This is a genomic window from Ruegeria haliotis (assembly GCF_013377785.1).
Lineage (GTDB): Bacteria > Pseudomonadota > Alphaproteobacteria > Rhodobacterales > Rhodobacteraceae > Ruegeria > Ruegeria haliotis.
Genome location: NZ_JABXWT010000021.1, coordinates 20,370 through 46,414, shown reverse-complemented (window position 1 = coordinate 46,414; position 26,045 = coordinate 20,370). Strand labels below are relative to the sequence as shown.

The 26,045-nt window shown below is 59.9% G+C and carries 20 protein-coding genes and 2 pseudogenes; 19 read left to right on the top strand and 3 right to left on the bottom strand.

What is annotated here, in order from left to right:
• Positions 1 to 15: 15 nt before the first annotated feature.
• The 3 genes and pseudogenes from HW561_RS21050 to HW561_RS21040 all read right to left on the bottom strand — a co-directional run bounded on the left by HW561_RS21050 (position 16) and on the right by HW561_RS21040 (position 2,915).
• Complete coding sequence (locus HW561_RS21050; protein WP_328803319.1) at positions 16 to 660, bottom strand: GNAT family N-acetyltransferase; 645 nt, start codon at positions 658 to 660, stop codon at positions 16 to 18.
• Positions 661 to 1,000: 340 nt separating this feature from the next.
• Positions 1,001 to 1,618 (bottom strand): IS6 family transposase, encoded by a 618-nt coding sequence (locus tag HW561_RS21045; protein WP_176867316.1) that lies wholly within the window; start codon positions 1,616 to 1,618, stop codon positions 1,001 to 1,003.
• A gap of 323 nt (positions 1,619 to 1,941) precedes the next feature.
• A pseudogene (locus tag HW561_RS21040) lies at positions 1,942 to 2,915 on the bottom strand (IS110 family RNA-guided transposase).
• A 116-nt stretch (positions 2,916 to 3,031) separates the two neighbouring features.
• On the opposite strand from HW561_RS21040, the pseudogene HW561_RS21035 reads away from it, so the two are divergent.
• The 19 genes and pseudogenes from HW561_RS21035 to HW561_RS20945 form a co-directional block, all read left to right on the top strand.
• Positions 3,032 to 3,229, top strand: a pseudogene (locus HW561_RS21035) (DDE-type integrase/transposase/recombinase); the annotation flags it as partial.
• A 431-nt stretch (positions 3,230 to 3,660) separates the two neighbouring features.
• Positions 3,661 to 5,946: a phage tail sheath C-terminal domain-containing protein gene (locus tag HW561_RS21030; RefSeq protein WP_235963017.1), complete on the top strand. Its 2,286-nt coding sequence runs from the start codon at positions 3,661 to 3,663 to the stop codon at positions 5,944 to 5,946.
• 12 nt (positions 5,947 to 5,958) lie between these two features.
• Positions 5,959 to 6,474, top strand: coding sequence for a phage tail protein (locus HW561_RS21025; protein WP_176867315.1), 516 nt, complete (start codon positions 5,959 to 5,961; stop codon positions 6,472 to 6,474).
• A 29-nt stretch (positions 6,475 to 6,503) separates the two neighbouring features.
• Positions 6,504 to 7,160, top strand: a complete 657-nt coding sequence (locus HW561_RS21020) for a T4 family baseplate hub assembly chaperone (RefSeq protein ID WP_176867314.1) — start codon at positions 6,504 to 6,506, stop codon at positions 7,158 to 7,160.
• Positions 7,157 to 7,900 carry a hypothetical protein gene (locus HW561_RS21015; protein ID WP_176867313.1) on the top strand — a complete coding sequence of 248 codons (744 nt, stop codon included), beginning with the start codon at positions 7,157 to 7,159 and terminating at the stop codon, positions 7,898 to 7,900. Before HW561_RS21020 ends, HW561_RS21015 begins: the two co-directional genes overlap by 4 nt.
• Complete coding sequence (locus HW561_RS21010) at positions 7,897 to 9,231, top strand: DUF4255 domain-containing protein (protein WP_176867312.1); 1,335 nt, start codon at positions 7,897 to 7,899, stop codon at positions 9,229 to 9,231. The genes HW561_RS21015 and HW561_RS21010 overlap by 4 nt, the downstream gene beginning before the upstream one ends.
• Positions 9,228 to 11,114: an ATP-binding protein gene (locus HW561_RS21005; RefSeq protein WP_176867311.1), complete on the top strand. Its 1,887-nt coding sequence runs from the start codon at positions 9,228 to 9,230 to the stop codon at positions 11,112 to 11,114. Before HW561_RS21010 ends, HW561_RS21005 begins: the two co-directional genes overlap by 4 nt.
• Positions 11,111 to 11,350 carry a hypothetical protein gene (locus tag HW561_RS21000; RefSeq protein WP_176867310.1) on the top strand — a complete coding sequence of 80 codons (240 nt, stop codon included), beginning with the start codon at positions 11,111 to 11,113 and terminating at the stop codon, positions 11,348 to 11,350. The genes HW561_RS21005 and HW561_RS21000 overlap by 4 nt, the downstream gene beginning before the upstream one ends.
• A complete protein-coding gene (locus tag HW561_RS20995; protein ID WP_211198720.1) occupies positions 11,347 to 13,206 on the top strand; it encodes an eCIS core domain-containing protein in 1,860 nt (619 codons plus the stop codon). Before HW561_RS21000 ends, HW561_RS20995 begins: the two co-directional genes overlap by 4 nt.
• Before the next feature lies 1 nt (position 13,207).
• Positions 13,208 to 15,142 (top strand): eCIS core domain-containing protein, encoded by a 1,935-nt coding sequence (locus HW561_RS20990; RefSeq protein ID WP_176867309.1) that lies wholly within the window; start codon positions 13,208 to 13,210, stop codon positions 15,140 to 15,142.
• Positions 15,139 to 15,795, top strand: a complete 657-nt coding sequence (locus HW561_RS20985; RefSeq protein WP_176867308.1) for a hypothetical protein — start codon at positions 15,139 to 15,141, stop codon at positions 15,793 to 15,795. The genes HW561_RS20990 and HW561_RS20985 overlap by 4 nt, the downstream gene beginning before the upstream one ends.
• Positions 15,792 to 16,154 carry a hypothetical protein gene (locus HW561_RS20980; protein WP_211198719.1) on the top strand — a complete coding sequence of 121 codons (363 nt, stop codon included), beginning with the start codon at positions 15,792 to 15,794 and terminating at the stop codon, positions 16,152 to 16,154. Before HW561_RS20985 ends, HW561_RS20980 begins: the two co-directional genes overlap by 4 nt.
• The gene (locus HW561_RS20975) at positions 16,151 to 17,278 is read left to right on the top strand and encodes a hypothetical protein (protein WP_176867307.1); all 1,128 of its coding nucleotides are present in this window, start codon (positions 16,151 to 16,153) and stop codon (positions 17,276 to 17,278) included. The genes HW561_RS20980 and HW561_RS20975 overlap by 4 nt, the downstream gene beginning before the upstream one ends.
• Positions 17,275 to 17,784 carry a phage baseplate assembly protein V gene (locus tag HW561_RS20970; protein WP_176867306.1) on the top strand — a complete coding sequence of 170 codons (510 nt, stop codon included), beginning with the start codon at positions 17,275 to 17,277 and terminating at the stop codon, positions 17,782 to 17,784. The genes HW561_RS20975 and HW561_RS20970 overlap by 4 nt, the downstream gene beginning before the upstream one ends.
• A gap of 49 nt (positions 17,785 to 17,833) precedes the next feature.
• Entirely contained in the window at positions 17,834 to 18,154 is a 321-nt protein-coding gene (locus HW561_RS20965) for a hypothetical protein (protein ID WP_176867305.1), read from the top strand.
• A 62-nt stretch (positions 18,155 to 18,216) separates the two neighbouring features.
• Positions 18,217 to 18,582 carry a GPW/gp25 family protein gene (locus HW561_RS20960; protein ID WP_176867304.1) on the top strand — a complete coding sequence of 122 codons (366 nt, stop codon included), beginning with the start codon at positions 18,217 to 18,219 and terminating at the stop codon, positions 18,580 to 18,582.
• Positions 18,579 to 21,077: a putative baseplate assembly protein gene (locus HW561_RS20955; RefSeq protein ID WP_176867303.1), complete on the top strand. Its 2,499-nt coding sequence runs from the start codon at positions 18,579 to 18,581 to the stop codon at positions 21,075 to 21,077. The genes HW561_RS20960 and HW561_RS20955 overlap by 4 nt, the downstream gene beginning before the upstream one ends.
• Positions 21,074 to 23,902, top strand: a complete 2,829-nt coding sequence (locus HW561_RS20950) for a baseplate J/gp47 family protein (protein ID WP_176867302.1) — start codon at positions 21,074 to 21,076, stop codon at positions 23,900 to 23,902. The genes HW561_RS20955 and HW561_RS20950 overlap by 4 nt, the downstream gene beginning before the upstream one ends.
• Positions 23,899 to 26,043: a hypothetical protein gene (locus HW561_RS20945; RefSeq protein WP_176867301.1), complete on the top strand. Its 2,145-nt coding sequence runs from the start codon at positions 23,899 to 23,901 to the stop codon at positions 26,041 to 26,043. The genes HW561_RS20950 and HW561_RS20945 overlap by 4 nt, the downstream gene beginning before the upstream one ends.
• The last annotated feature ends 2 nt before the right edge of the window (positions 26,044 to 26,045 follow it).

Genomic DNA, 26,045 nt, shown 5'->3' with positions numbered 1-26,045 from the left:
ACAATCGAGTGTTCTTTAACCACACCCATTGGTTTGTGGCGGCCAGGACCAGGATGCGGACGCTTTCGACCCGAATGTGACGATCGTTTCCGAGCCGAGTTCCTTAGCCAAGTCATTTCGCAGTGCCATCCAATCTTGTCTGAGAACACCTACCACAACCATATCGTGAAAACGCCCGTCTGTGTACCACGCTTGACGCATCGTTCCTTCGACCTGACAGCCCAATTTTGCAACAAGATCGCGGCTGTTATGGTTATCAGCCCGATAGTAGGATGTTAGTCGATTCAAGCCCAGCTGGCGAAAGGCAAAATCGATAATCAAAGCCGTCGTTCTGATGCCGAGGCCGCTCCGCCGGACCGACTTATCTACGAACATCGCAACGACTGCGTCTCTGTTGATTGAAGAGATCGCCTCAAGCCCGGTCATTCCCAGAACTTGTCCGCTGTCGGATTCGACAACAAACCAGCACTTGGAATTACTGCCGGATGCGTTGAAGACATCGCTCCAGACATCTTCGGTTTGTGCAAGGTTAAATGGAATGCGGCACGTGCGATCAAATCGAGCGAGGTCTTCGATGTCCTGAAACCAGGGTGTGACAACCTCTAAATCTGCCTTTTCCATGGGGCGCAGCTTGAATACGCTGTTGGGTTTGTCGGGCACTGAATATACCACCTATAACTAATGTCTGAAAATAATCTATGATCAGACACTAACACAAAAAGATCACAAACACGAAACCAGAAAAGTTGAACCTTCCGGCGGAAATCAACCGATGGTCTGGCATATCGGAATGGCAGGCTTGCTGGAAAACCGACCCGCCTGAATAACACGGATCGGACAACCGTGAGTGGGATGGCCGGGATCGTTAAGTTGTTGGCCACACGGCTGATTGCCTATAGCGGTACTGCCAACCTATTTACCCTTGTTTGAAGATCCGCCCGATCTGCGGGTTCTGTCGCAAAACCATCTCAGAGCAGAATAGACAGAACTATTTGACAATTTACCCGGCCTGTTGGGCAAATTGCTGAAACGGCGAGAGTCCGAGCGTGAATTGACCTTTGCGGATCATGTTGACCAGTTCGATACCGGCAAGAGCAGACGCAGCTGAAGCGAAAGATTTGAAACCCAGCATGGGCCTGATCCGACGTTTGATGAACCGATGGTCTTGTTCAATGATGGTATTGAGATACTTCCGCCTCAAAATCTCGATCAGGATCGGACAGCCAAAGCCCTTAAGCATCCCGTTGACTTCGAGCGCGCGGGCGAAGATTTTCGTTGCTGCGGCCTTGCTCCGGCGCTTGGACAGCATGAAATCAAGCGTTTTGCCGAACTTATCGATGGCGCGATAGAGGTATACCCATTCGCTCTTCACTTTCACATAAGTCTCATCCATGCGCCAAGAACGATCCGCGGCACGCTTTCGATATCGCGCGGCTTCAGCCACCATCTCGGCATATTTACCTACCCAACGATTCAGAGTTGCGTGATCCAGGTCAACGCCACGTTCGGCCATGATATCTTCCAAACCCCGGTATGAAACACCATAGCGCAGGTAGAAGAAGACCGCGTGTAAGATTACATCCTTTGGAAAGTGCACACCTTTGAATGAAATCGTCATTTTCCACACTCCTCGGCAGAAATTTGGTCCGCCGATATCACAAGCGTTTCAGTTCAAACAGACAGTCCCAAAACTTTGCGACATGTATGGACATCCCCCTTTGGGCAAGAAGAATCTTTGGTTGGCAATTCACGTAGTCGGGTGCTGATATGTATGCGGCCTCATAGTGCGGCCTTCACATGCCGCGGGCCCGTATGGGGTTCTCAGATCAAGCCCAATTCAGAACCACGTGCTCGAAGCACTCTGCCGCAAGCTGGTTTTCCTGATCTCGTCTCATCGACTGTTCGCCTTACCTTCCGTTTGACCTTCCCACGCCTCCGGGATCAGATCGTTTGCACGGCTCTAACGTGTAACGATTGGTCCCGGTGTTCTTCGCCATGTGCCATCAACGCCCCGACGATCCGTGCCATTTTGTTAGCCAGTGCTACTCTGATCAACATGGGCGGCTTGGGCTCCAATGATGAGGAGGCGCCGCAACGTCCGGTTTCCTATCTTCGATGTGCGCCCCCCAGGCGCTGCTTGCCACCAGTCGAATGCTGGAGTGGGGTTAAGCCTACCCATGCAGCAAAATCGCGGCCTCGTCTAAATGTCGAAGGTGGTGGAGCAAGTGCAGCAAGCGCTGTCGCAATTATCGGGCCAACGCCTGGTATCGCGGTCAACCTCTGACATGTTTCATCTTCCTTGGCACGCCGTGCGATTTGCGCCTCCAACTGTCTGATACGGCCATTCAAAGCGTCAAGCGTATCGACAAGAATGCTCAGGAGAGGCCGGGACATCTCCGGCAATTCAATGGTCCCGTCTTCGACCGCAGAAACAAGTTTACGGACATGTGTTGGGCCTTTCGCAATCCCAAAACCGAACTCGGATAGGTGCCCGCGCAAGGCATTGATTATCTGCGTGCGTTGCCGGACCAACAGATCTCGCGCTTTGAAAGCCAGGGACGCAGCTTGATTGTCTTCGCTACGGACCTCACAAACCGCATCGTTGGTCGCAGCGCTGCCTCGCAAATGGCTTCAGCGTCGATCGCATCACTCTTGCTGCGTTTCACAAACGGTTTGACATATTTGGGCGCGATCAAGCGCACCGAATGTCCCAATGCTTCAAACTCTCGCCCCCAATAATGGCTCCCGGAACACGCCTCCATCGCAATGGTGCACGCTGGCAGTTCAGCAACAAACGACAGAAGGTTGTTGCGTCTCAGTTGTTTGCGAAAAACCACTTCTCCTATGTCACTGCATCCATGAAGTTGAAACACATTCTTCGCCAGATCTATGCCGACAAGCTCAAAGTCCGCCATTTTGCTAACCTCCTGATGGTTTCCATCTCCAAAACCTACCAGATGAGAGGTCAGGGGATGTCCACTCCATCAGAACCTAAAGAGGCTTGCCTGCCCGATCCCGATTAGAGATGGTCAGGCGCAAATACCTCAATAACATCGTAGAACAAGATCACGGGTTCATCAAAAGGCGAACCCGTCCGATGCTTGGTTTCAAATCCTTCAATTCAGCTTCGGCAACTCTGGCTGGAATCGAAACTGCGCACATGATCTGCAAAGGGCAACTCACGCCTGGAGTCTTTCCATTCAAACAATTCGCCGAACTAGCCGGTTAACACCGATGCGATTGCTGAATCAGCTCGCCATGCTCAAAAGTTTGCAACAAAACCCCTTCAACAAGCGGATTCCGTCAATTTGCAGAGCTCGCGACAAAGCCTGTCGGCAACAGTAAACCTAGCATGGGTGGTTGTGGTTGGGTGAATTCTTGGCTGTTGCGGCAATTCAGGGCGCAGGCCGATTCCTGCCACGGTCATGCGTGATGCGTCCGTCAAGCTTGACAGTTTACCTTACGTCACCAATCATAGCGTGTATCAGGAATTTTAGTTACGGCGTTTATCCGCGCTAGTCGGAAGGCCGCTTTTCAATTGCGCTATTGCGTTTTTGTTGTGCTATTTTTGCATGTGGCTCTAGTCCGTCTATCGCTTCTTCGACGTACCCGTCCTGGTGGTTCGCTGCCTTGGGCAGTGCCGACAAGGAGGAGCGCACTATGCCAGTCCAAGTGTCCTATCCCGGAGTATACATTCAAGAGGTTCCCAGCGGTTCGCGGGCCATTGCGGGTGTTCCGACATCGGTTGCAGCCTTTGTCGGATATACTTCACGAGGGCCAACAAACGATCCCATCCAGATTTTCAGTTTCGCCGATTTCGAAAGGAATTTCGGAGGTTTACACCTTGATAGCCAACTCAGCTATCTGGTCAGCCATTTTTTCCTGAACGGCGGGGCGATCGCCTGGATCGTGCGAGTGGCGGAAAACGCGCAACCTGCCAACGTGCTGGTGCAGGATCCGGACGGGAATGCAACACTGCTTGTTGAGGCGTCAGCCGATGGCGCCTGGGGAAATCACCTGGTACTTGGCGCCGATTACGCGACCTCGAACCCAGGCAGCACGTTCAACCTGTCTGTAACCGAATTCGAAGAGCGCAATGGTCGGCTTGTGGCGGCACGCAGCGAAGTGCACCGCAACCTGTCGATGAATACCAACTCAGCCAACTACGCTGTCACAGCGGTGAACGCGGACAGCGATCTGGTCACGCTTGCAGATCAGGGTGTGGCCGGAGCGGACGCCACATCGACCAGCGGCTTGATCACCGACGCCATCGTCGCGGCGCTGGACGACAGCACGCGGCGGCTGGCGGTTTCCGTCGACGCCGCGCCGCCAATAGAGTTCGACCTGTTCGATCCGGGACAGGGCGGAGGTGCGGTGGTTGCGACCCTTGGCGACGTGGCTGACGTGATCAACGACAACACTCTGGCGCCCGGGCTGACCATTGCGGTGGTTCCGGGCCCCAATGCCGGCGAAGGACGGCTGGAAGCCACCACAACGTCCAGCGGCCGTACGTCGTCGGTCAGTTTCCGGCAGGCCGGGGCCAATTCGGCCACTGCCGTTTTGAGGTGGAACATCGTGTCGGGCGCCCGCGAGGCCGAAGGTTCGGCGGGCACCCGTCCGGCCCAGACCGGAACCGCAGGTGCGCGTCACGTCGATTTCGACCCGACGGCGGTTTCTGACGGTGATGAGATTGAGGTGCAGCTCAACGACGCGGCTGGCGTGCAGATCGACAACGCGACGGTTGTGACCTTTTCACCACCGCCGGCCAGTCTGGCCGAGGCGCGTGGTGTGATCGAGGCGGCACTGCGCACCAGCACGATCCCGGCCATTTCGCAGGGAACGGTGGATGTCATCGACAATGCGCTGGTGATTGCGCCGGGCGGCGATAACCGTTCGCGCAATTTCACCTTTGCCGCAGGCGGCGGCGGTGACGCGGCGGGACCCCTGAACCTGACTGCAGCCGCTGGAGCGTTCGTCAACGTATCGATGTACGAGTTGGGCGTGGGCCCGGTGTCAAACGCCCAGGCTGCCGCCCAGATGGGCGATGACGGCACTCCGCCGGGTCCGGCACTGATCGCCGGTTCGCGGGCGGCCAAGACCGGGATTTATGCGCTTGAGGACGTGGATTTGTTCAACATCCTCGTGCCGGGCGTGTCGGATGTGGCAGTCCTTACCGAGGCAATTGCATATGCCGAGGAACGCCGCTCGATGGTCCTGATCGATCTCGATCCTTCGATTAATTCGCTGGACGAGGCGCGTGACTGGATCAATGACCCGGCAAATTCCGGGCTGAAACATCGCAACGCAGTGGCCTATTTTCCGCAGGTACGTCTGGCCGATCGGTTGCAGAACGGACGTTTGCGCAGTTTCCCCAATTCCGGCCTGATGGCGGGCCTTTGGGCGCGCACCGATGCGCAGCGCGGCGTCTGGAAGGCACCCGCCGGAATCGAGGCGCGGTTGCGTGGGGTACAGGCGTTGGACTATGTTTTGTCGGATCCCGAAAACGGCGTTTTGAACCCGCTGGGTCTGAACTGTCTCAGGACATTCCCGGTGTTTGGAACCGTTTCGTGGGGATCGCGGACGCTGGTGGGCGCGGATGCGTTTGCAAGCGAATGGAAATATGTGCCGGTCAGGCGCATCGCTCTGTTCATCGAAGAAAGTCTGTATCGCGGCACCCAATTCGTTGTGTTCGAACCCAATGATGAACCCTTGTGGGCACAGATCCGGTTATCGGTCGGGTCATTCATGAACAATCTGTTCAGACAAGGCGCGTTTCAGGGCGCAACGCCAGAAGAGGCCTTTTTCGTCCGCTGCGACAGCACGACGACGATACAGGCCGATATCGACCTGGGTATCGTGAACATCCATGTCGGGTTCGCACCGCTGAAACCTGCCGAATTCGTTGTCATCCATATCCAGCAAATCGCCGGTCAAAGTCAGGCCTGAAGGAGGTAAATCATGGCTGAATTCAGCGTCAATCCGCAGCGTTTCGATCCTTACAAGAACTTCAAATTCCGGGTTAGATGGGATGGCAGGTTTGTGGCTGGGATTTCAAAGGTCGGCGCACTAAAACGCACGACCGAGGTGGTCGAACACCGAGTGGGCGGTGACAGCTCGACCAGCCGCAAATCACCCGGCCGGACCAAGTTCGAAGCTATTATGCTGGAACGCGGTGTTACCCACGACGAAGATTTCGAACGTTGGGCAAATCTGGTTTGGAACGTTCAGGCGGGGCTGGGTGCCGAGGTATCGCTCGCCGATTTCCGCAAGGATCTTACGATCGAGATGTACAACGAGGCCGGACAACTTGCGATTGCCTATCAAGTGTTCCGCTGCTGGGTGTCCGAGTACCAGGCCATGCCCGAGCTCGATTCCAATGCCAACGTAGTGGCGATTCAGTCGATCAAGCTGGAAAACGAGGGCTGGATCCGCGATGTCGACGTGGTTGAGCCATCCGAACCAGCATTTGGCTGAATATGCGGGGCCTTGGATCATCCGGCATCTTGAACGCTTGGGAGGCGGGCCAGGGGCGCAGTCCGCTGGACCGTGCATTGTGCCTGCTGTGGGCAGCGGGGTTCGGCGATGCACCGGTGAACTGGCCGTTGACGAAAAGGGACCGTGCGCTTTTGGAATTGCGGCGGCATACCTTAGGAGACGAGCTCACGCTTTTGACCGAATGCCCCGCCTGCAGCGCCGAGTTGGAGATGGATGTCACCATTTCCGATTTGCTGCCCGCGCTCACGGTTCCCGAGCCCGAAGACGTCGAAACTGACGGTCGCACAATACGTATCCGGCCTTTGACAAGCGCTGATCTGGCCGTCGCATCTACGGAACCCGGCAGTTGCGTTGCGGAGGTGATCCGTGTGCGCCTTGCCGGAGATGTTCCTCCTGACGCAATTGCGGAAATTGACACCAGAATCGAAGCACTGGCGGCACGGGGCGAGTTACAGTTAGCTTTGACCTGTCTTGACTGCGGCGCCCAGTGGTCCGAACCGCTGGATGTCGCTGGACTGGTCTGGCGCGAAATAGAGGCGGTGGCCCGGCGCACCCTTGGTGAGGTGGCTGAACTGGCTCGCGCATTTGGCTGGAGTGAGGTTCAGTCGCTGTCGTTGTCGCCGCAACGGCGCTCGGCCTATCTTAGTCTGGCGAGGGCGACATGAGCGTTCTGGGCAGGTTGACAGAATTGGCATCGGGGCGCGCGCAAGCGCGACTGCGCCCCAGATTGCCAACACGGTTCGAGCCCGGCGGATATGCAGAGGACGGTTTTGTCACCCGAGACCAGGAAATCGCCGCGTCGGCACCTAATTCAGACAGGCGTGAAAGTGCGCTGGATAGCCCCGCACAACCTCAGCGGAAACCACAGAAACAACGCGAACAACGCGCGACAGATGCATCGCGCCCTATCCCGTCGCGCCCCCAGCCGGACCCGCCCGCATCGCGGCGCGAATTGGGGCCGCTGCCGATCCCGGAATCTGTCACGTCGGAAACCGTTCAAAACCCACCGCACCTGTCCAATCAACCGACACGACCAGCGCAGGAAAAACCCGACCAACCGATGCCACAAATCATCGAACAAACCGCCGAGACCGACGGCATCATCCATCACCACCACTACGACACCCTTCCCCCCGCGGACACGCCGCCCGATCCGTTGTTGCCGCCAGTGGAAAATCCGAAATTCAATCTGACCGCACAGATCCTTCCCGAACCCCGCGGCGAAAGGCCGGATCGCGTGGCCGCTGGCGCTTCCGGCCCCTCCGCGCCGCCCGAGATCACGATCCATATCGGGCGTATCGATTTGCGCACACCCCAACCCGAGAAACCGCGCCGGCCTAAACCCAAAGGACCCAAGGCACCGGTCGCCTCGCTAAGTGATTACCTGAAAGGCGGATCAAGTTGAGCAATGTCCTCGCCATCGCCGCCGTGACCCAGATCCTGAAGGATTTGTTGAACGATGCGCTGATCGATGGCGATGCCAGCCAGGCTCTTGGTGCGGATTTCACGGTGACCGCCCTGCCACCGGACCGGATCGTGGCTGAACAGGCGTCCGATCAGACAACCCACCTGAACCTGTTTTTGCACCGCATCACCCCGAATGCGGCGTTGCGCAACACCGACCTGCCGACCCGGTCGCATGACAGCCAGCTTTTGTGCCGCCCGCGTCTTGCTGTGGACCTGCATTATATCCTGACCGCAGTTGCGGCCGAAGAATTGCACGCGGAGATTCTGTTGGGCTATGCGATGCAGCTATTCCACGAAACTGCGATCCTGCCGCGCGAACAGATCCGTTCGGCACTGGAGATCTCGGGTATGGATCAAATCCTGCCGCAGGATTTTGATCTGATCCGGGCCTCGGATCTGGCTGACCAGATCGAACTTTTGAAGATCACGCCGCATATCCTATCGATGGACGACATGTCCAAGATGTGGACCGCGTTGCAGGCCAATTACCGCACCACCGTCGCTTATGACGTATCGCTGGTTTTGATCGAACGGGATTTCCCGACACGTCCCAGCCTGCCGGTCTTGACCCGGGGTGGTCTGGCTGATCCGGTCACCGGGCGCGATCCGGGCGTTTTGGTGCGTCCGGACCTGATGCCAAGCGTTCCGACATTGACGGCGGTCGAGCCCACCGATGGTCAGCAGGTCATGCGGCTGGGCAATGACGTGCGGCTGACCGGCTATGCGCTCGATATAGGTGAGGCGACGGTTCTGTTCAGACTACCGGGCACCGACACCGTTCTTGAGCTTGCGCCTCTAGCGCCCAGTACGCCGAACCGGATCACATTTCGCCTGCCGGATGGGCCGCCGTTGGGGGCAGGGAACCCGCTGGCGGGCACCGCCAACGACCCGGACATGTGGCGGATCGGCCCCTACACGGTCGATGTGCGGCTGACCGATGGCGATGGGCGCGAAACCACCAGCAACGGTTTGGCGATTGCGCTGGCTCCGCGCAGCGCGGCGGTTGCGGCCGCGGTTCCAGGTGGAACCGAGATCACGATGAGCGCCGAGCCTCGGATCCAGCCCGGTCAAAGCATAGCGGTCCTGATCGGGCAGCAGATGGAGCTACTCGCGTCCCCTGTCGCGCCGGTAGACCAGGCGCAGGCGGTTTTTGCCGGACTAAACTCGGGTGATGCGCTGCCGGTGCGACTACGCGTGGACGGGATCGACAGCCCGGTGATCGATATGACCACCGACCCGCCAAGCCTTGAAACTGTGGTGATCCCATGACGGTTGACCAGAAACTGGACCCCCACGCGGTCGCCATGATGCGCCGAGCCGCGTTGTGGGAGAGTTTTGCCTCAATCGACGCCCGGCTCGAAGCCCTGGAAAATGACACCCAGCCGCCGGAATTCAAGTTGGCAGCGGGATCGGCGCTGGAGGCTCTGGCAGCGATGTTCCACTTGTCAACCGAGGAGATCGAGTTGCTGGCCTTGTGCGCAGCGGCAGAGCTTGAGGTGACGGTGGCCCAGCGAGTAGAGCGACTGACCGGGCAGACGGTGCTGCAACTGGATTTGGCTGACAGAATGCTGCCGGGCGCCTGGGACGCACTTTGTCCCGAGGCTCCGCTGCGCCATTGGCGGCTGGTCGAACTGAAAGGGTCCGGGCCGATCCGGTCGAAACCCATTCAGATGGACGAGCGCATTTTGCAATTCCTTCTTGGCACGACCTATCTCGATGCGCGGCTGGAAGGGATTCTGGATCACGTTCCTGCGGAATCTCAAGAAGACCAGACAGAGGTCCAGCGGTTGGCGTCGGCGTGGACATCCGGTGAGCGCCTGCCGGTCCTGATCGTGGCAGGTCACGACAGCCTGTCAAAGCGCAAACTTTGCGCGTCGGCGGTGGCGGAGATCGGGCTGCGCCTTTACCGGCTGCAGGGTGCGGATGTGCCGGTCGACTGGACGCAGCGCGCAGCGCTTGCGATATTCGTGGATCGCGAACTGGCGCTGTCGGGGGCGGCGCTGTTGATCGAGGCCGATGACGAAACCGTCCGCAAGGCCGCAACGTTTGCAGACCTGGTTTCGGGGCCAACGATCCTGTCTGCACCTGACCCGGAAATGCCCGAGCGCACACCGCGATTGCGGATCGATCTGGAGCCGCCCGGTCGCAAGGATCGGCGGGCGCTATGGCAGGCGGCGCTTGGCGGCGACCAAGGGCTTCAAAGCGCTGATTTCGACCGGCTGGCCGAGCAATTCGCTCTGGACGCATCAGGCATCGATACTGCCGCCGCGCAAGCAAGGGGTGCCCAGGTTGCGGGGATGGCGCCAGTCTGGCAGGCGGCACGCATTCAGGCACGCCGGACCCTTGACCGGCTGGCCGAACGGATAGAAACCCGCGCCACGTGGGAAGATCTGGTCCTGCCGCGCGAACAGCTATCTATTCTGCACGATCTTGAGCATCATCTGCGCGAAGCCTGGACCGTCAATCAGGCTTGGGGCTGGTCGGCCAAAAGCGCACGTGGACTGGGGACCGCTGCCCTTTTTGCAGGCCCTTCGGGAACCGGCAAGACCCTGGCCGCCGAAGTGCTTGCGGGGGCCTTGTCGCTGGATCTGTTCCGCATCGATCTGAGCCAGGTGATCAGCAAATACATCGGTGAGACTGAAAAAAACCTGTCGCGCATCTTTGCTGCAGCTGAGAACGGCGGTGCGATCCTTCTTTTCGACGAGGCCGACGCGCTGTTCGGCAAACGGAGTGAGGTCAAGGACAGCCATGACCGTTATGCCAATGTCGAGGTTAGCTACTTGCTGCAGAGGATGGAGGCCTATCGTGGTCTTGCTATCCTGACTACGAACCAGAAATCGGCGGTCGATCAGGCATTCCTGCGCCGCTTGCGTTATGTAGTCACCTTCGCCTTTCCCGATGCCGCGTCGCGTCGCGAAATCTGGGTGCGGATCTTTCCGTGTGAAACACCGACCGAAGGGCTTGACCCTGACCGGCTTGCCCGACTGAGCCTCACCGGCGGATCGATACGGTCGATTGCATTGAACGCGGCGTTTCTAGCCGCTGGAGCCAAAGAGCCGGTGCGGATGGTTCACATTCTGCGTGCAGCGCAAAGGGAATACGCCAAACTGGAAAAACCCTTTGCAGGCACAGTGCTGGAGGCATTCCGATGACCGGCCCTCGGATCACTCTGCGCATCGACCGCATCGTCAGCGATACGCCCGGGCTTGAACGTGCGGCCCTCGCCGCCGCGATCCGCGACGAGGTCGGTACGGTGGTGGCGCGCGATGGCACCGGGTCACTGGGAACTTCGCGCAACATGGCGTTTGGCAAAGGCGTTGTTCAAGGCGGCAAGGCGCCCCTTGCTCAAAGGGTGGGACGGGCAACGGTAAAGGTTCTGGGATCATGACCGCGCAGGCGCATACCTCTCAGGCCGCCGCCGCACCAGCCAGAGACAACACTCATCTGTTGTTGAAACGCTGTGAATGCGGGGCCGAGGCAGGGATCACTGGCCCTTGCCCAGCCTGTGCCGCCAAGGCAGCACTGGCGGCTCCGGACGATCTGCGCCTGAACGCGCCGGGCGATATGTTCGAGCAACAGGCGGAGTGTGCAGCCAGCCGCGTTGATGCCGGGTTGTCAGTCGGACCGGATTTGGCGCGGGCTGCGCGATCGTTACCGCCCGTTCAAAGGGCTGAAGCAGCAAAGGCACCCCAGGTATCCGGCCCAATGATCGACCGTACGACGGCACACCAGATTGCGGCGGCTGGATCCCGCGAGGGCGCAGCGCTCGATCCCGCGTCGCGTTCCCGGTTCGAGCCGCTTTTTGGACACTCACTGGCGGATGTGCGCTTGCACCAGGGATCGGACGCGCAGGATCTGGCACGAGGGATAAACGCCCGCGCGTTTACCCGGGGCAGCGACATCTTCTTCGGCGCAGGGCAGTACGAGCCGCATTCGGCGTCAGGACGTCACCTGTTGGCGCATGAAATCGCCCATACGTTGCAGGAGGGCGGCCCGGCGGGCGTTTTACGGCGCATGGAGGAAGGCGAAGGAGAGCCGTCGGTCGAAAAGATCGGGCGCGATGCGACCCATGCTCTGGTGAAAGCATCGGCCACCAAGAGAACTAATCTCAGTGACCGGGGTGAACGGCAGATCGACGAGCCGGTGCACGGCCCGTTCTTCCCGGGCGATGTGATCCTGGTTCAGATCATGGTCGATACGGTCGAGAACGGTGCGGTGGTCGGACGAAGCGGCGTGCCGGAACCCTTCCATTGGGAATTGCCCGCCGACCTTGAGGATACCGGAAACGAACGATGGTCGACCCGGCTTTTCCGTGTGGTAACCGACCCCAAAAGCCTTGAAGGAACCAAGAATGTAACGGCCACCTTCCACGCCGACCACCTTGAGGCGCCTTTGACCTTCACTTTCCGAATTGCGCCCGGGGCCGAGGCAGAGAACGCGGTCAGTGATGCACGAAAAGATGCGCGCAAGAAACGCAATGACCTGAAATCGCAGCAAAAACTTGAGCGGGAGGCACCGGATGCCGATCGATCCGCATTGCGCAAGGCTCATGCCGGGCAACGCAAGGAGCGGCGCACGGATCGGCGGAAATCAATGCGCGCGGCCCGTGGTCGCCGTAAGGCAGCCCGCAAGATTGCCGAAGCTGAACGCGCCCGTCCGGCGATTGGCGAAGGTGCGGGCACGCTGTGCGGGCCGGCGCAGCAAACCGATATCGAGATGGCTTTGGTGAGCGCGCGCGAACGAGCGGCGGCGGCGATTGCGGCGATGGACCTGTCCAAACCCCCGGACGCCGCGGAAATGGCGGTTCTGACCCGCACGTTCAATGTTGACGCCGGGGCGGCCGGTTCGCCGGAAGTTACCGCGCTGCGCCGTCATATAAAGGATGTTCTGTCGGTTGCCCACAATGGCATCTGGACATCGGATTTCGGGCACTTTTCCTGTGATCCGGAAGATTGCGACAGCGATGCCGGCGCCTATATCGGCATTCTGACACGCGGATCGGTGGTCCATGTTTGCCCGCTGTGGATCAAAGGGAGCATCAGCTTTCCGGTGACCTCCACGACTGGCGATGCCCGGGCCTATGCATTGCTGCACGAATTCGTGCACCAGTCGGGGATCACCACGTCATCTACCGATGCGGAAAACTACCTGTCCGAGGGGACGTGGGCCAGCAGATCCACTGATCGTCTGCGCGTCATGGCCGACGCCTATGCCGCCTATGGCTGGCTGCAGGGAGGAGGATGAGATGCTGACCCACGCAAATTCCAGCGGCGCCAGAACGACCGGCGGAGACACCTTTGTGGTGCAGCGGGCCTGTGACTGTGACGGCAAGTCGAAAAACGCTGAGAAATGCCCGTCCTGTGTCGCTGCCGACAAACTTGGGATTCAGGGCAAGTACCGGTTGAACCGGCCTGGCGACGCCTATGAACAAGAGGCCGACCGGACCGCCGAACGCGTGACATTGGGCGGGGCGGCAACCGGGTCTGCTTTGCCGGTTACCCCTTTGATCCAACGCATGGAAAGCGGTGCAGAGGAAGAGGAAGAGCTTCAGACCAAACGGATTCAGCGACAGGCCGAGGAAGAAGAGGAGGAATTGCAAGCCAAACCGATCCAAAGGCAGGCCGAAGAAGAGGAAGAAGAGCTTCAGATGAAGTCGGCCGGAACGCCGACCGCGCGTGGAAACACCTCACGTGCGGCACAGGCCGTGCAAGCTGGCGGACGGCCACTGTCTCGCGGTGAACGCTCTTATTTCGAACCTCGCTTTGGGCATGATCTGGGGGCGGTGCGGCTGCATACCGATGCGGCGGCACAAACCGCTGCGCGCGGCATCGGCGCACGAGCCTACACGCTGAAAAACAGCATCGCGTTTGCACCGGGCGAATACGCGCCGGACACGAATTCCGGCCGACGGCTTCTGGCGCATGAGATTACCCACACGCTGCAGCAGGGTGGCGACCGCACGATCCGCCGGACATGTCCCGCCAACGCGGTGGCCGATACCTCGGAAGAAGGGGTGAAGAAATTCGAAACGAAGGTCGACGAAATCAAGGCGCTTGATCGTTTCAAGGCACTGAAAATCGGCGACAAGCGGCTGGCCAAACACATCATCGACGGTGCCCGCGGGAGCGCTTGTCCGATGTATTACATGGATTGGCTTGAAAAGTTGATCAAGGCCAAGCGGCAACCCAAGGAAGAGACCGCAAAGAAAATGCGCAAGAAGTCGAAAGAGGCGGTCACGACTGAAGAAACCAAAATGGAGGAATCCAGGAAGCACGAGGAAAAAACCGGCGAGCCGCTGATCGATACCGATCTTCAGGAAAACACCATGAAGTCTAAGGATCGCAAATTTAAACGCCAGAAAGGTGAACAGGGCAAGTATTTCAAGATCGACGACCGTGATCCCACGAGTGTCTTCGTGAAAATGAAGGTCTGGGTCAGGAAAAAAGGCACCGCGACAAACAAGGACCGCGACCGGGTCGAAAAACTGGAAGACGCAATTGAACGTCAGGCCGAAACCAAGGGCTATATGCTGGATCTGGATTTCGTGCGGCGACCCGGGATCGACATATTCTCGGTTCATGTCGATCCGTCGGAATGGCCCACTTCAGCGAACTGGATCAGCGGGCCGGGCACACTGGCGCACGAGGCGCATCACCTTCTCAAGCTGGAAGACCGGTACAATTACATCAAAAGTCACGCCCGCAATCCCGATATGGAAATCGGTACCCGGCTGCACTGGTTCCGCGAACAGATGATGCGATCGGCCGATCCACTGTCGCGGACATCGATGATGAAAAACAGCCACAGCACCAAACCTCTGAACGAGGAAGATATCTGTGCGCTGGTCAAGGACGATTATCGTGGCTGTCTTGTTAAACGCTTTGGCATGCGCCCCGCGACGGATATCGAGAGCGTGGCCAAGACGTTGTCTTCGAACTACACGCCGCAAAAGGCGGCGTTGCTGGAAGTGATGCGCGACGCCTGGGACACCCGGCCCTTCGATGAACAGACCACCGGGTGCGATGCGTCCGATCCGTTGTGCGGGCTGGCGCCCGACAGCGCGTTTGGCGACGCCAACATCGTCGGGCCCGATGCCAGCCGTTTCCCATTGAAAAATCCCCATGTGCAGGAACCGGGCCGGAAACTGAAACGGACCAAACGCGCGAGGAAAAAGAAATGACCGGATTTCCCCGATCCCCCAAGCTGACCCGCGCTGGGCTGGTTCTGATTGATCCCGAAAGCGGTGCTGTCGACCGGGTCATCACGCTGCAATACGCGGCCGAAACGCTGCAACGCTCGCTTGAGGTTCAGTCCATCGCTGATGAGCCCGACCGCTCGCAGCCACTGCGTCTGACCGGGCCGGCGGTCGAGACGCTGACGCTTGAGGCCGAACTCGACGCCACGGATCAGCTTGAAAAACCGGATGAATTTCCCGAGGCCACCGAAGCGGGCCTGTTCCCGGCGCTTTCGGCGCTTGAGACCATGCTGCATCCGACGGTCGCGCAACTGGAGCGTCAGAATGCGCAAGGCTCGGCCGGCAGTTTCGAAGTCACTCCTGCCGAAACGCCGCTGGCGATTTTCGTGTGGTCCAAAAACCGGATCGTGCCCGTGCGTCTGACCAGCCTGTCGATCACCGAGGAGTATTTCGATGCCAACCTGAACCCGATCCGGGCCAAGGTTTCGCTGAGCCTGCGGGTGCTTTCGGTTGACGATCTTGGGTTCACGCATCGCGGTAGCGGTCTTTTCATGGCCTATTTGCAATCGAAAGAGGCGCAGGCCAAAAAATTCGCGGGCGGTGAGATCACCAATCTTGGCATAGGGGGCCTGCCATGAAAAATCCCATTCAGGCGATGTTCGAGGCAGGCGTGGTCGAAGCCACGGATTTCCCGCCCGAAAGCCGCTATCACGGGGTGCCGACCAAGACCCTTGTGGCACCGGACGGCCGGCAGATCGCCTATCTTGCGCGGCGGTTCGTGCCCCATCCCGAAGGGTTTGCCACGCAAGGTTATCGGATCACCCGCCAAGGCGAACGGCTGGATCAGATCGCGGCGGCAGCCATTGGCGATCCGCTGGGGTTCTGGCGGCTGTGCGACGCCAACGGAACGGTCCGGGCCGAAGAGCTTGAAGTCACAGGCGCCGAGATCCGCCTGACGCTGCCGGAATTCGTTCCCGGGCCGGAGGAGGAGTTGTGATCAAAGGTATCGATCTTTCGCTGATGTTCGGACCCGGTATCCCGTTTGCCGCGCCCCGGGGGGTGATCGACGCCCTGCAATCGGTAAAGGTCGAAGAGAATGCCGGCGAAACGCCATCGGGTTTCGAGCTGGGTTTTGCGCTTGAGAAGAACTCGCCGCTCAACACCCTGTTCCTGCTGGCAGGCGGAGCGGCGCTGCCAATCCTGCGGGTGGCGCTGATTGCTACCATCAGTGGCCGTGCCGAGACGCTGATCAACGGAGTCGTGACCAAAACCGATCTGACCCCGGGATCGGGAAGCAATCCGGCGACACTGACTGTCACCGGCAAGGATCTTTGCGCGACGATGGAGTATTTCGATTTCTCTGGCCTGCCGTATCCGGCCATGCCGCCCTTTGCGCGTGTCAATCTGGTGCTGGCAAAATATGCTTGGCTGGGCGTGATCCCGCAGGTGATCCCGTCGCTCGAAGGTCCACCACTGCCAACCGACAAGATTCCGCGCCACAAGGACAACGATCTGGATTATATCCGCACGTTGGCGCACGAGGCAGGATACACGTTTTTCTTCAAACCGGGCCCGGCACCGGCGACATCGGTCGCCTATTGGGGGCCAGATATCCGCATCGGCAAGGTGCAGTCGGCGCTGACCATGGAAAGCGGTGTCCCGACCAATGCCGAGGAACTGAGTTTCACCTTCAACAAGGACGGGTTGGCGATCCCAATCGTCTTTATTCAGAATGCATTGACCAAGGCGCCAATACCCGTGCCAATACCCGGCGCCATCCCGTTTCAGCCGCCGATAGGTGCAATCCCGCCACTGCCGCCCCGGATCGAGCGGTTGAAAAACACCGCCAATCTCAACCCGTTCGAGGCGCTGCAACGCGGGTTCGCCTTTGCGGCCCGAAACATGGATGCGGTCGAGGGCAGGGGGCGCATCGATGTCCTGCGCTATGGGCAGATCGTGCATGCGCGGTCGCTGATCGGGGTACGCGGCGCGGGCGCGGCATTCGACGGAACCCATTATGTCGATAGCGTCAGTCACGATCTGAGCCGCGGCAGCTACAAGCAAAGTTTCACGCTCAAACGCAGCGGTCTACTTCCAACGCAAAGCTCGGTGCCGGCATGACAACGACATATTACGGAAAATATCGCGGCACGGTCGTGAACAACATAGACCCCCTGTTGACCGGGCGTATTCAGGCGATTGTTCCGGACGTGTCGTCGATTGCGTTGACGTCCTGGGCAATGCCGTGTTTTCCCGCCGCGGGCCCGCAGACCGGCAACATCGCAGTGCCGCCGATCGGTGCCGGGGTGTGGGTCGAGTTCGAAAAGGGCGATCCGGACTATCCGATCTGGACAGGGTGTTTCTTTGGCTCGGCGGCCGAGGTTCCGGTCCTGCACAACCTGACCCCGCCTGGTGTGTCGGCCTTTACCATCCAGACGCTTTTGCAAAACGGAATCACGGTGACCGATCTGCCCGGGCCGACGGGCGGGATCGTCATGAAGACGGCGACCGGCGCGTCGCTTATCGTCAACGACACCGGCATCTACATCCAGAACGGCAAGGGTGCGTCGCTTATCATGACCGGCCCCACGGTCACGGTGAACAACGGCGCGCTGACGGTGGTCTGATGCCGATCCTTGCACCCATATCCCACTGCCCGGAAAGGAGACACCTCTGATGCCCGGACCGCTTCTTCATCTTGGTGCGACCGTCACCTGCTCGCATGGCGGACAGGCCATCCCCACGGCCCCGTTTCCCCGCCTGCAGGTCTCGGGCCAGCCGGTGGTGACGCAGGCAGTCACTTATACAGTGGCGGGCTGCGGTTTCGTGCCGCCGGGGGGCAATGGCCCATGTGTGACTGCCAACTTTGTCACCGCGGCCACTCGCGTGTTTGCAGGTGGTGTGCCGGTGCTTTTACAGGACAGCATCAGCGTCTGTACGCCCACGGGCACACCGCTCATCCCGGTGCAGGCACAGCCCCGAGTGGTAGGCAGCTGAGATGACACGTGCCGTCGCCATATCATTCGTCGGCTGGCGGCAGCTTCAGAAAGGGAGGATTGATGACACATCTTGATTTCCCGTTTCATTTTGATGGCCGTGAACGGACGGCCGAAACCGGTCGCGCGGACTTCATCCGCGACTTGATTGAACAGATCCTGTTCACCAATCCCGGGGAACGGGTGAACCGGCCCGATTTCGGTGCCGGTATCCTGCAGCTGGTCTTTGCGCCCGCCAGCACCGAAGCAGCCGCCACCGCTGAATTCATGATCCGTGGCGCGCTGCAGCAGAATCTGGGCCATCTCATCGCCATCGAGACCGTCGAAACAGTGGCCCAAGACGCGACGATGCGCATCACCATCGCCTATCAGATCCTTCGCACCGGAACGTCGGAAGAGGCCGAATTCATGATTGGAGTGGGCCCATGATCTATCATTGTTGCGATCCACGACGCCGCGAACTGGTTCTGGAAGCCATTGCCGATGGTGTGGCGATCAACGGCATCGATTTTCTTGAAGTTCTGGATCGCGAAGCCGACGATGACACGCCCGCGCAACAGACCTTACTTTTACGGTTTCTCGACACCGCACCGAATCTGCCGCTGGACAATTACCAGTTAAGCGGTGGTGAGCGGATTACCGGCGTCACCATTGACTGGCAGACGCGGGCAGATGCGCCCGACGCAACGCTGGCCGAGCCTGGGCTGCTGGGCTATCTTGCGACGCTGACCGATCCCGGACAGGTGATCGTGCTGCGCACCTCGTCGAACGGCGATTTCTCGACTTATACGCTCAGGCTGGTTGCCGGGCCGGGTCTGTTGTCGCCGCCGAACGGGATTGACCGTATCCTGTCCGAGATCGATTTTTCGTTCAAGGTCGAGTGCCCTACGGATTTCGATTGCAAGCCGCAGCACATCTGCGCCGACGATCTGCCGGATCCGCCGGTTCTGTCCTATCTGGCCAAGGACTACACAAGTTTTCGGCGGCTCATGTTGGGGCGCATGGCCCAGATCATGCCCGACTGGCGTGATCGCAGCCCGGCTGATCTGGGCATTACGCTAGTCGAGATGTTATCTTATTCAGCAGACCGTCTGAGTTATGCTCAGGACGCGGTTGCAACTGAATCCTATATTTCGACCGCGCGGCGGCGGTCATCGGTGAGGTGCCACGCCAAGCTGGTCGATTACCACATGCATGACGGGGCTAACGCGCGGGTCTGGATCCATGTCGATGTGGATGCAGATACCACCATTTCTGAAAGCACCCAATTTCTGACCCGCCTGATCGGATTCGATCCGACGATCAGTGGCACCACCGAAGAGCGCGACGCCCGTAATCTGGAACCGCTGGTATTCGAGAACTTTGCCGAAAAGGAGATGTTCGAAAACCTCAACGAGATGCCGTTTTATGAATGGGGCGACGCGGATTGTTGCCTGCCAAAGGGCGCGACTCGGGCCACGCTGGCCGGTGACCGCGCCGAGTTGTTGGTCGGCGATGTTCTGATCTTCGAAGAACGGCTGGGTCCGAATACCGGACGCGCGGCCGATGCCGATCCGTCGGTGCGCCACGCGGTGCAGCTATCCGCGATCGAGGCCGGCGAGACCGATGCTCTGACCGGCGCGTCCATCACCGAAATCCGCTGGGCCGAAGAGGACGCGTTGCCGTTCCCGTTCTGCATTTCGTCGCAACTCGGGCAATTGCGCGAGGTGAGCCACGCACTGGGTAACAATATCCTTGCTGATCACGGCGAAACCATCGCGGACGAAGATCTGGGCGAAGTTCCCGCGCCACATCTGTATCTAGTGCCCGATGAAACGGACAATCCGTGCCACCACCCCGAGCCGCGCGCGGTGCCGCCCCGGTTCCGGCCTGTTCTGTCCCAACGTCCGGTCACCCAAAGCGCGCCATTCACCGAAACGACGTCGGCCTTAGCCGCCACGCAAGTCGGGGTAGCGACGCGGCGGGCCCATGTTGCGTTGGTATCCGGAGTGGCTCCGGATGATGACGACTGGGCCGCCCGCCGCGATCTGTTGCAAAGCTTTGCCGATGACCCCCATTTCGTGGTCGAGGTTGAATCCGACGGTCTTGCGCGGCTGCGCTTTGGCGATGATGCAAACGGCAAACGTCCGAATTCCGCAACCGCGTTTGTCGCCACGTACCGGGTCGGTAACGGCACTGCCGGCAATGTCGGACGTGACGCGATCCGCCACGCGTTTTCAGGGCTGGGTACGATCCGCGCCATTCGCAACCCGTTGCCCGCCACCGGTGGGCGAGAACCCGAAAGCATAGAAGAAGTTCGCCAAGCCGCCCCTTATGCCTATCGACGTCAGGAACGTGCCGTAACGGCCGAGGATTATGCAGAAGTTGCCCGCCGCCACCCGGATGTCCAGCGTGCGGCAGCGACGTTCCGTTGGAATGGCCATGGCCACACCGTCTTCGTCACTGTCGATCGGTTCGGCGGGCGCCCGATCACGGAAGAGTTTGAAACCGAACTGCGCGCCCATCTCGAAGGATTCCGCATGGCGGGCTATGATCTTGAGGTTGATGGTCCGCGTTTCGTGGCCCTGGAGCTCGAACTGCTCATCTGCGCTGGGCGTGACCATTTCCGTAGCGATATTCGGCTGGCCGCTTTCGAAGCGCTGAGCGCCAACATCCTGTCTGACGGATCAAAGGGGTTGTTTCACCCGGACAACTTTACTTTTGGCCAACCGGTCTATCTCAGCGCGATTTCCGCCCGGTTGATGCAGATCGAAGGTATAGAATCCGTCGAAACAACCGTATTCCGCAGACGCGGCAGCACCGATCAGACACCGCTGATGGATGGTATTCTGACCTTTGGGCGGCTTGAGATCGCCCAGCTTGAAAACGATCCGAACTTTCCCGAACGCGGTGCGATTGCGATTGAAATGGGGGGCGGAAAATGAGCGAACAACCGATCAGGGTGGGCCATTCCGACCATCACGACACCAGCACTTGTGGGTGCTGCAGTGGAACCGAGTTTTCCACCATCAGCGAGACGACCAACCGCCCCAACCTGACTGCCATCGCGTTTCGTGCCGGCGATCACGGGGCGTTCAAGGCGTCCATGCTCACCGGGCTCAGCAGCGCCGATCTGCCCGCGCTGGCGCGACTGGGCACAAGGGATGATACCGATTTTTCGATCGCTCTGATCGACGCCTGGGCGTCGGCCTGCGATGTGCTGACCTTCTATCAGGAACGCCTGGCGAACGAGGCCTATATCCAGACCGCGACCGAACGGTTGTCGATTGGTGAGTTGGCGCGCCTTATTGGGTATCGGCTGCATCCAGGCGCGGCAGCGGAAACCGATCTGGTAATCCTGATGGACGACCCGCCCGGTGCGGCACCCGATGTGGCTGATCTGGACATACCGCTGGGAACCCGGGTGCAAAGCCAGCCGGGACCGGACGAAGAAGCACAAGTGTTCGAAACCATCGATCCGCTGAGTGCGCGCGTGCAATGGAACGTTCTGCGCCCGCGCCTGAACCGGCGGATCGTGCCTGTGTTCGGGGACTTCGGCACGTGGTTGGAGGGAACCCCAGCGCTTGCCGTGGGTGATGCGATCCTGATCGTGGGCAAACAGCGCGGCGACAAGGATGCGTCTGATTTCGACGTGGAGTCCGAGCGTTGGGATTTCCGGCGCATTACTTCGGTCACCCAAAACGCCGATCTGAACCGGACGTTCGTGACTTGGGACATTCCGCTTGGTTCAGTCAACCCTCCGGGCCTACCGGCACAGTCCGGGCATAGGTTTTATCATCTGCGCGACCGGGCTTCGCTGTTTGGTTACAACGCGCCGCACCCGGCCGTGCTGTCGCTTGAGCAGCGCAGCAAGTTCGGTTTCAAGCTTGATCCGTTTGTCCTTATCCTACCCGGTGAGGATCCGCCGGCCGTCAATACACCGTCGCGGATCGAAGGCGACGAAACTTCGCCCGGTGACTGGTGTTTTCACTCGATCGCGGGCGGTGTCCTGTCGCTGGATGCGGTCTATAAATCGTTCGTCAAAAACAGCTGGGTCGCGCTCACGCTGCCCAATGATCTGGTCGAGCTCTATCGTATTACCGATGCTAAGGACGACGCGCAGGCCGCCTATGCAATCAGCGGAAAATCGACGCGGCTGGTGCTGGACACCACCGAAGGGCTTGCTAGCTTCAACGCCGATTACCGTAAGGTTTCGGTCTATGGCGGCAGCGAAGAGATCGCCTTTGCCGACACGCCCGAGACAAACTGGGTCGCAGGCAGTCAGGTCGAGCTGGAAACAAAGGTCGAATTGCCCGAGGGTCGCAAGCTGATCTTTCGCGGCCGACGAGCCCGATTGCGGGTGGATGCCCAGATCCTGAGCATCGAAGCGGCTGACGTGGCGCCTTGGGGGGTGATCAAGGGCAGTATCGTCACCCTGATGTCCGAACCTTCGCCGGTGCCCGGCGATCCGTCCCTTCTGAGCTGGCAAGTTCGGGACGCGGATGGCTTTACCGGCATTGCCGAGGCGACGCTGGATGATCTGACATCAGTTGCGGCGGATGAATCCGTCGAGGAAATCGTCGAGGTCGCGCATCTTGATCATGTTCTGGCCGCCGGTGCGGAAAACTCGGCACTTGTGCTGCAGCAGACGTTGGAGGCAGCCTTTGACCGCACCAGCCTGAAGATTTACGGCAACGTCGCTCGCGCGGCGCATGGCGAAGGTACCACCGAAATTCTTGGTGCTGGCGATCCGTCGCGCCCGTTCCAGAAATTCCTGCTGAAACAAGCGCCGGTCACGCATCGGCTGGCCGCTTCCGAAACCGGTGTCGCCTCGACCCTGTCGGTGCGCGTCGATGGCGTGGAATGGGACGAGATGCCGGATCTATACGATCGGGGCGGCGCGGCGCGGGTGTACAAGACCAGCCTTACCGATGACGGGGAGACGGTGGTCGAGTTCGGCGACGGCCTGTCGGGCGCGCGGCCCTCGCCGGGACGCGACAACATCGTGGCCGATTATTCCCGCGGCATTGGTCTGGCCGGCAATCTGCGCAAGGGTCAGCTGACCCTTGCCATCGACAAACCTCTGGGTCTGCGCGAGACGTTCAACCCCGTGCCTGCGACCGGTGGCGACGATCCCGAACTGGCCAAAGACGCGCGGCGCAACGCACCGATCTATACGCTCACGCTTGGCCGGGTGGTATCGATCACCGACTACCGCGATTTCGCGTTGGGGTTCCCCGGTATCGCCAAGGCCGAGGCGCGCTGGGTCTGGCAGGGGCAGGCGCGTCACATCGTGGTGACGGTGGCCGGGCCCGACGGGATCGGGGTGCCGCCCGGCAGCACGACCCACGATACGCTGCTGGAGGCGTTCCGGGCGCTTGGCGATCCATTGGTGAGCGTCGATCTGCTGTCCTATGTCCCTGCCTATTTCCGCCTGGGATTGCGCGTCGCGGTTGATCCGGCATACGAGACCGAGGTCGTTCTGGCCGAGACCGAAGCGGCATTGCGCGATGCATTTGCGTTTGAGGCGCGTGATTTCGCCCAACTTGTCGCGCGCTCAGAAATCGCAAAAGCCGCGCATCAGGTGCCGGGAGTCGTAGCCATCGACACTGACAGGCTGTATCGCGTGGAATCGCCGCAGGACAATCCGATCGCCCACCCACGTCTGATTTCACAACCCGGACGGCTTGGGTCAGGGGACACGCTGTTGCCAGCCGAAATTCTGACCCTTTCACCCGATCCGCTTGACAAGTTGGAGCTGTTCCAATGAACCGGATTACACCAGACGCCCTTTATGAATTGCTGCCAGCGGTTCATCGCCTTCGTGATGCGGATGAGGGCGAGCCGCTGCGCCAGCTCATTTCGGTGCTGGCCCGCGAGGGTGCGGTCGTCGAAGAAAACATAGAACAGCTTTTCGACAATCTTTTCATTGAAACTTGCGCCCCTTGGGCGGTTCCTTATATCGGCGGCACCATCGGGTATCGTACGCTTTACCAGGTCGAGGGCCTGCCGGTTGGCAACCGGTCCGAGGTTGCACACCTGATCGGGTATCGCCGACGCAAGGGCACGGCGGCGGTTCTGGAACAGCTGGCCCGCGATGTGACCGGCTGGCCGGCCCGCGTAGTGGAATATTTCGAACGGGTGGCGACCTGTCAGCACATGAACCATATCCGCCCCGATCATCACGCCACGCCGGATTTGCACGATCCCCTGGATTTCGAAGCATTGGGCGGGGCGTTCGATTATGTGACCCGGTCGATCGATGTCCGCTCGATCGAGCAAAGCGACGGGCGCAGTTCGGTCGGCGGGCGGCACAACCTACCCAATGTCGGGCTACACCTGTGGCGTTTGCTGCCATTCACCCACACCAATGTGCCGACAACGCGCATAGGGCCGCGTCGGTTCCTGTTCGATCCGCTGGGTGCGCCACGCCAACTGGTCAACCGGCCCGAGGCTGAAGAGTCCATTCGCACGCTCGCCCAGCCGGTAAACGTTCCCGGCGCCGTCACCCGCCGTGCACTGCATGCCGATCCGGCATTGTATTACCCGCGGGCGTTCGAGATTTTCGTGAACAATGCGGCCGTTCCTGTCGAGGATATCGTCGCCTGCGATCTGTCCAATGACGGTGCGGTCTGGAATCATTCGCCGCATGTCGATCCATTGGGGCCGGATGTGCGGGTTGATCCCGAACTTGGGCGTATCGCCTTCCGCAACGCCAATCCTGGCGATGTGCGCGTGACCTATCGCACGGCTTTCCCCGCGTTGATTGGCGGCGGTGAATACAACCGCGCGGCCGACCTGGTGAACCCGCCCGGATTGCAGATGGTCGAAATTTCCGATCCCACGACCGATCTGGATGCCGAGCTGGCTCAGATCCAGGATGGCGGCGTTCTTGTTCTTACGGCCAACGAGGTGTTTACCGCACCGACGACGCTGACCGTAGACTCGGGCGCGCAGGTTATCGTACGCGCCGCTGATGGTGTGCGGCCAATCCTGCGCGCCACGCAACCGCTGTTGATTTCGGGCGGTGCTGACGCACGTGTGACGCTGGACGGTCTGACCCTGGACGGTGTTGCACCCGCAGCGCCGTCGGTTTCAGTGGATCCCGATCCGGCGGGTGAAATGCTGACCGGGATCACATTGCGCCACATGACGCTGATCCCCGGGCAAGGCTTTACCCGGACAGGAGCACCGGTCGCACCCGAAGCGGTGAGCCTTGCGATCACCGCGACCGGGGTCGAGGTTCTGATCGATCGCTCGGTCACCGGGCGCATCGAAATGGCTGACACGGTCAATGCCGAAATTCGCGACAGCATCGTTGATGCGGCTGCCGCCGAATCCATCGACAGCGCCGAAGTTCGGGCGATTTGGGGCCTGAATTCGGACGATCCGGCTGGCGCCCTAACCATCATCGCCTCGACAGTTATCGGGCAGGTCTTTGCCCGCGCCTTCCCACTGGTCTCTGACAGCATCTTGTTCGCCCGTTCGGAAACAGATCCGCCGGTACGCGCCATGCGTCGGCAGGAAGGGTGCATGCGGTTCAGTTTTGTGCCGCGCGGTTCCATCACGCCAAGGCGCTATCGCTGTCAGCCCCAACTGGCCATCGATCAGGCCATCGAGGCCCGCGAGATCGAAATCGGCGGACCGCTCAGCGATGCTGAGCGCGACCTGATCGCCGGGCGGATCGCACGGTGGCTGGTGCCGGTGTTCACCGCGCTCAGCGCCAGTGCCCCGGCCTATGCCCAGCTTCATCTCATGCGCCCGCGCGAAATTGCCCGCGGAGCGTCCGATGAAAGCGAAATGGGCGTTTATCACCAGCTTTTCCAGCCGCAGCGCGAGACCAATCTGCGCCTGCGTCTGGAAGAATTCCTGCGCTTCGGACTTGAAGCCGGGTTGTTCTTCGAAACGTAAGG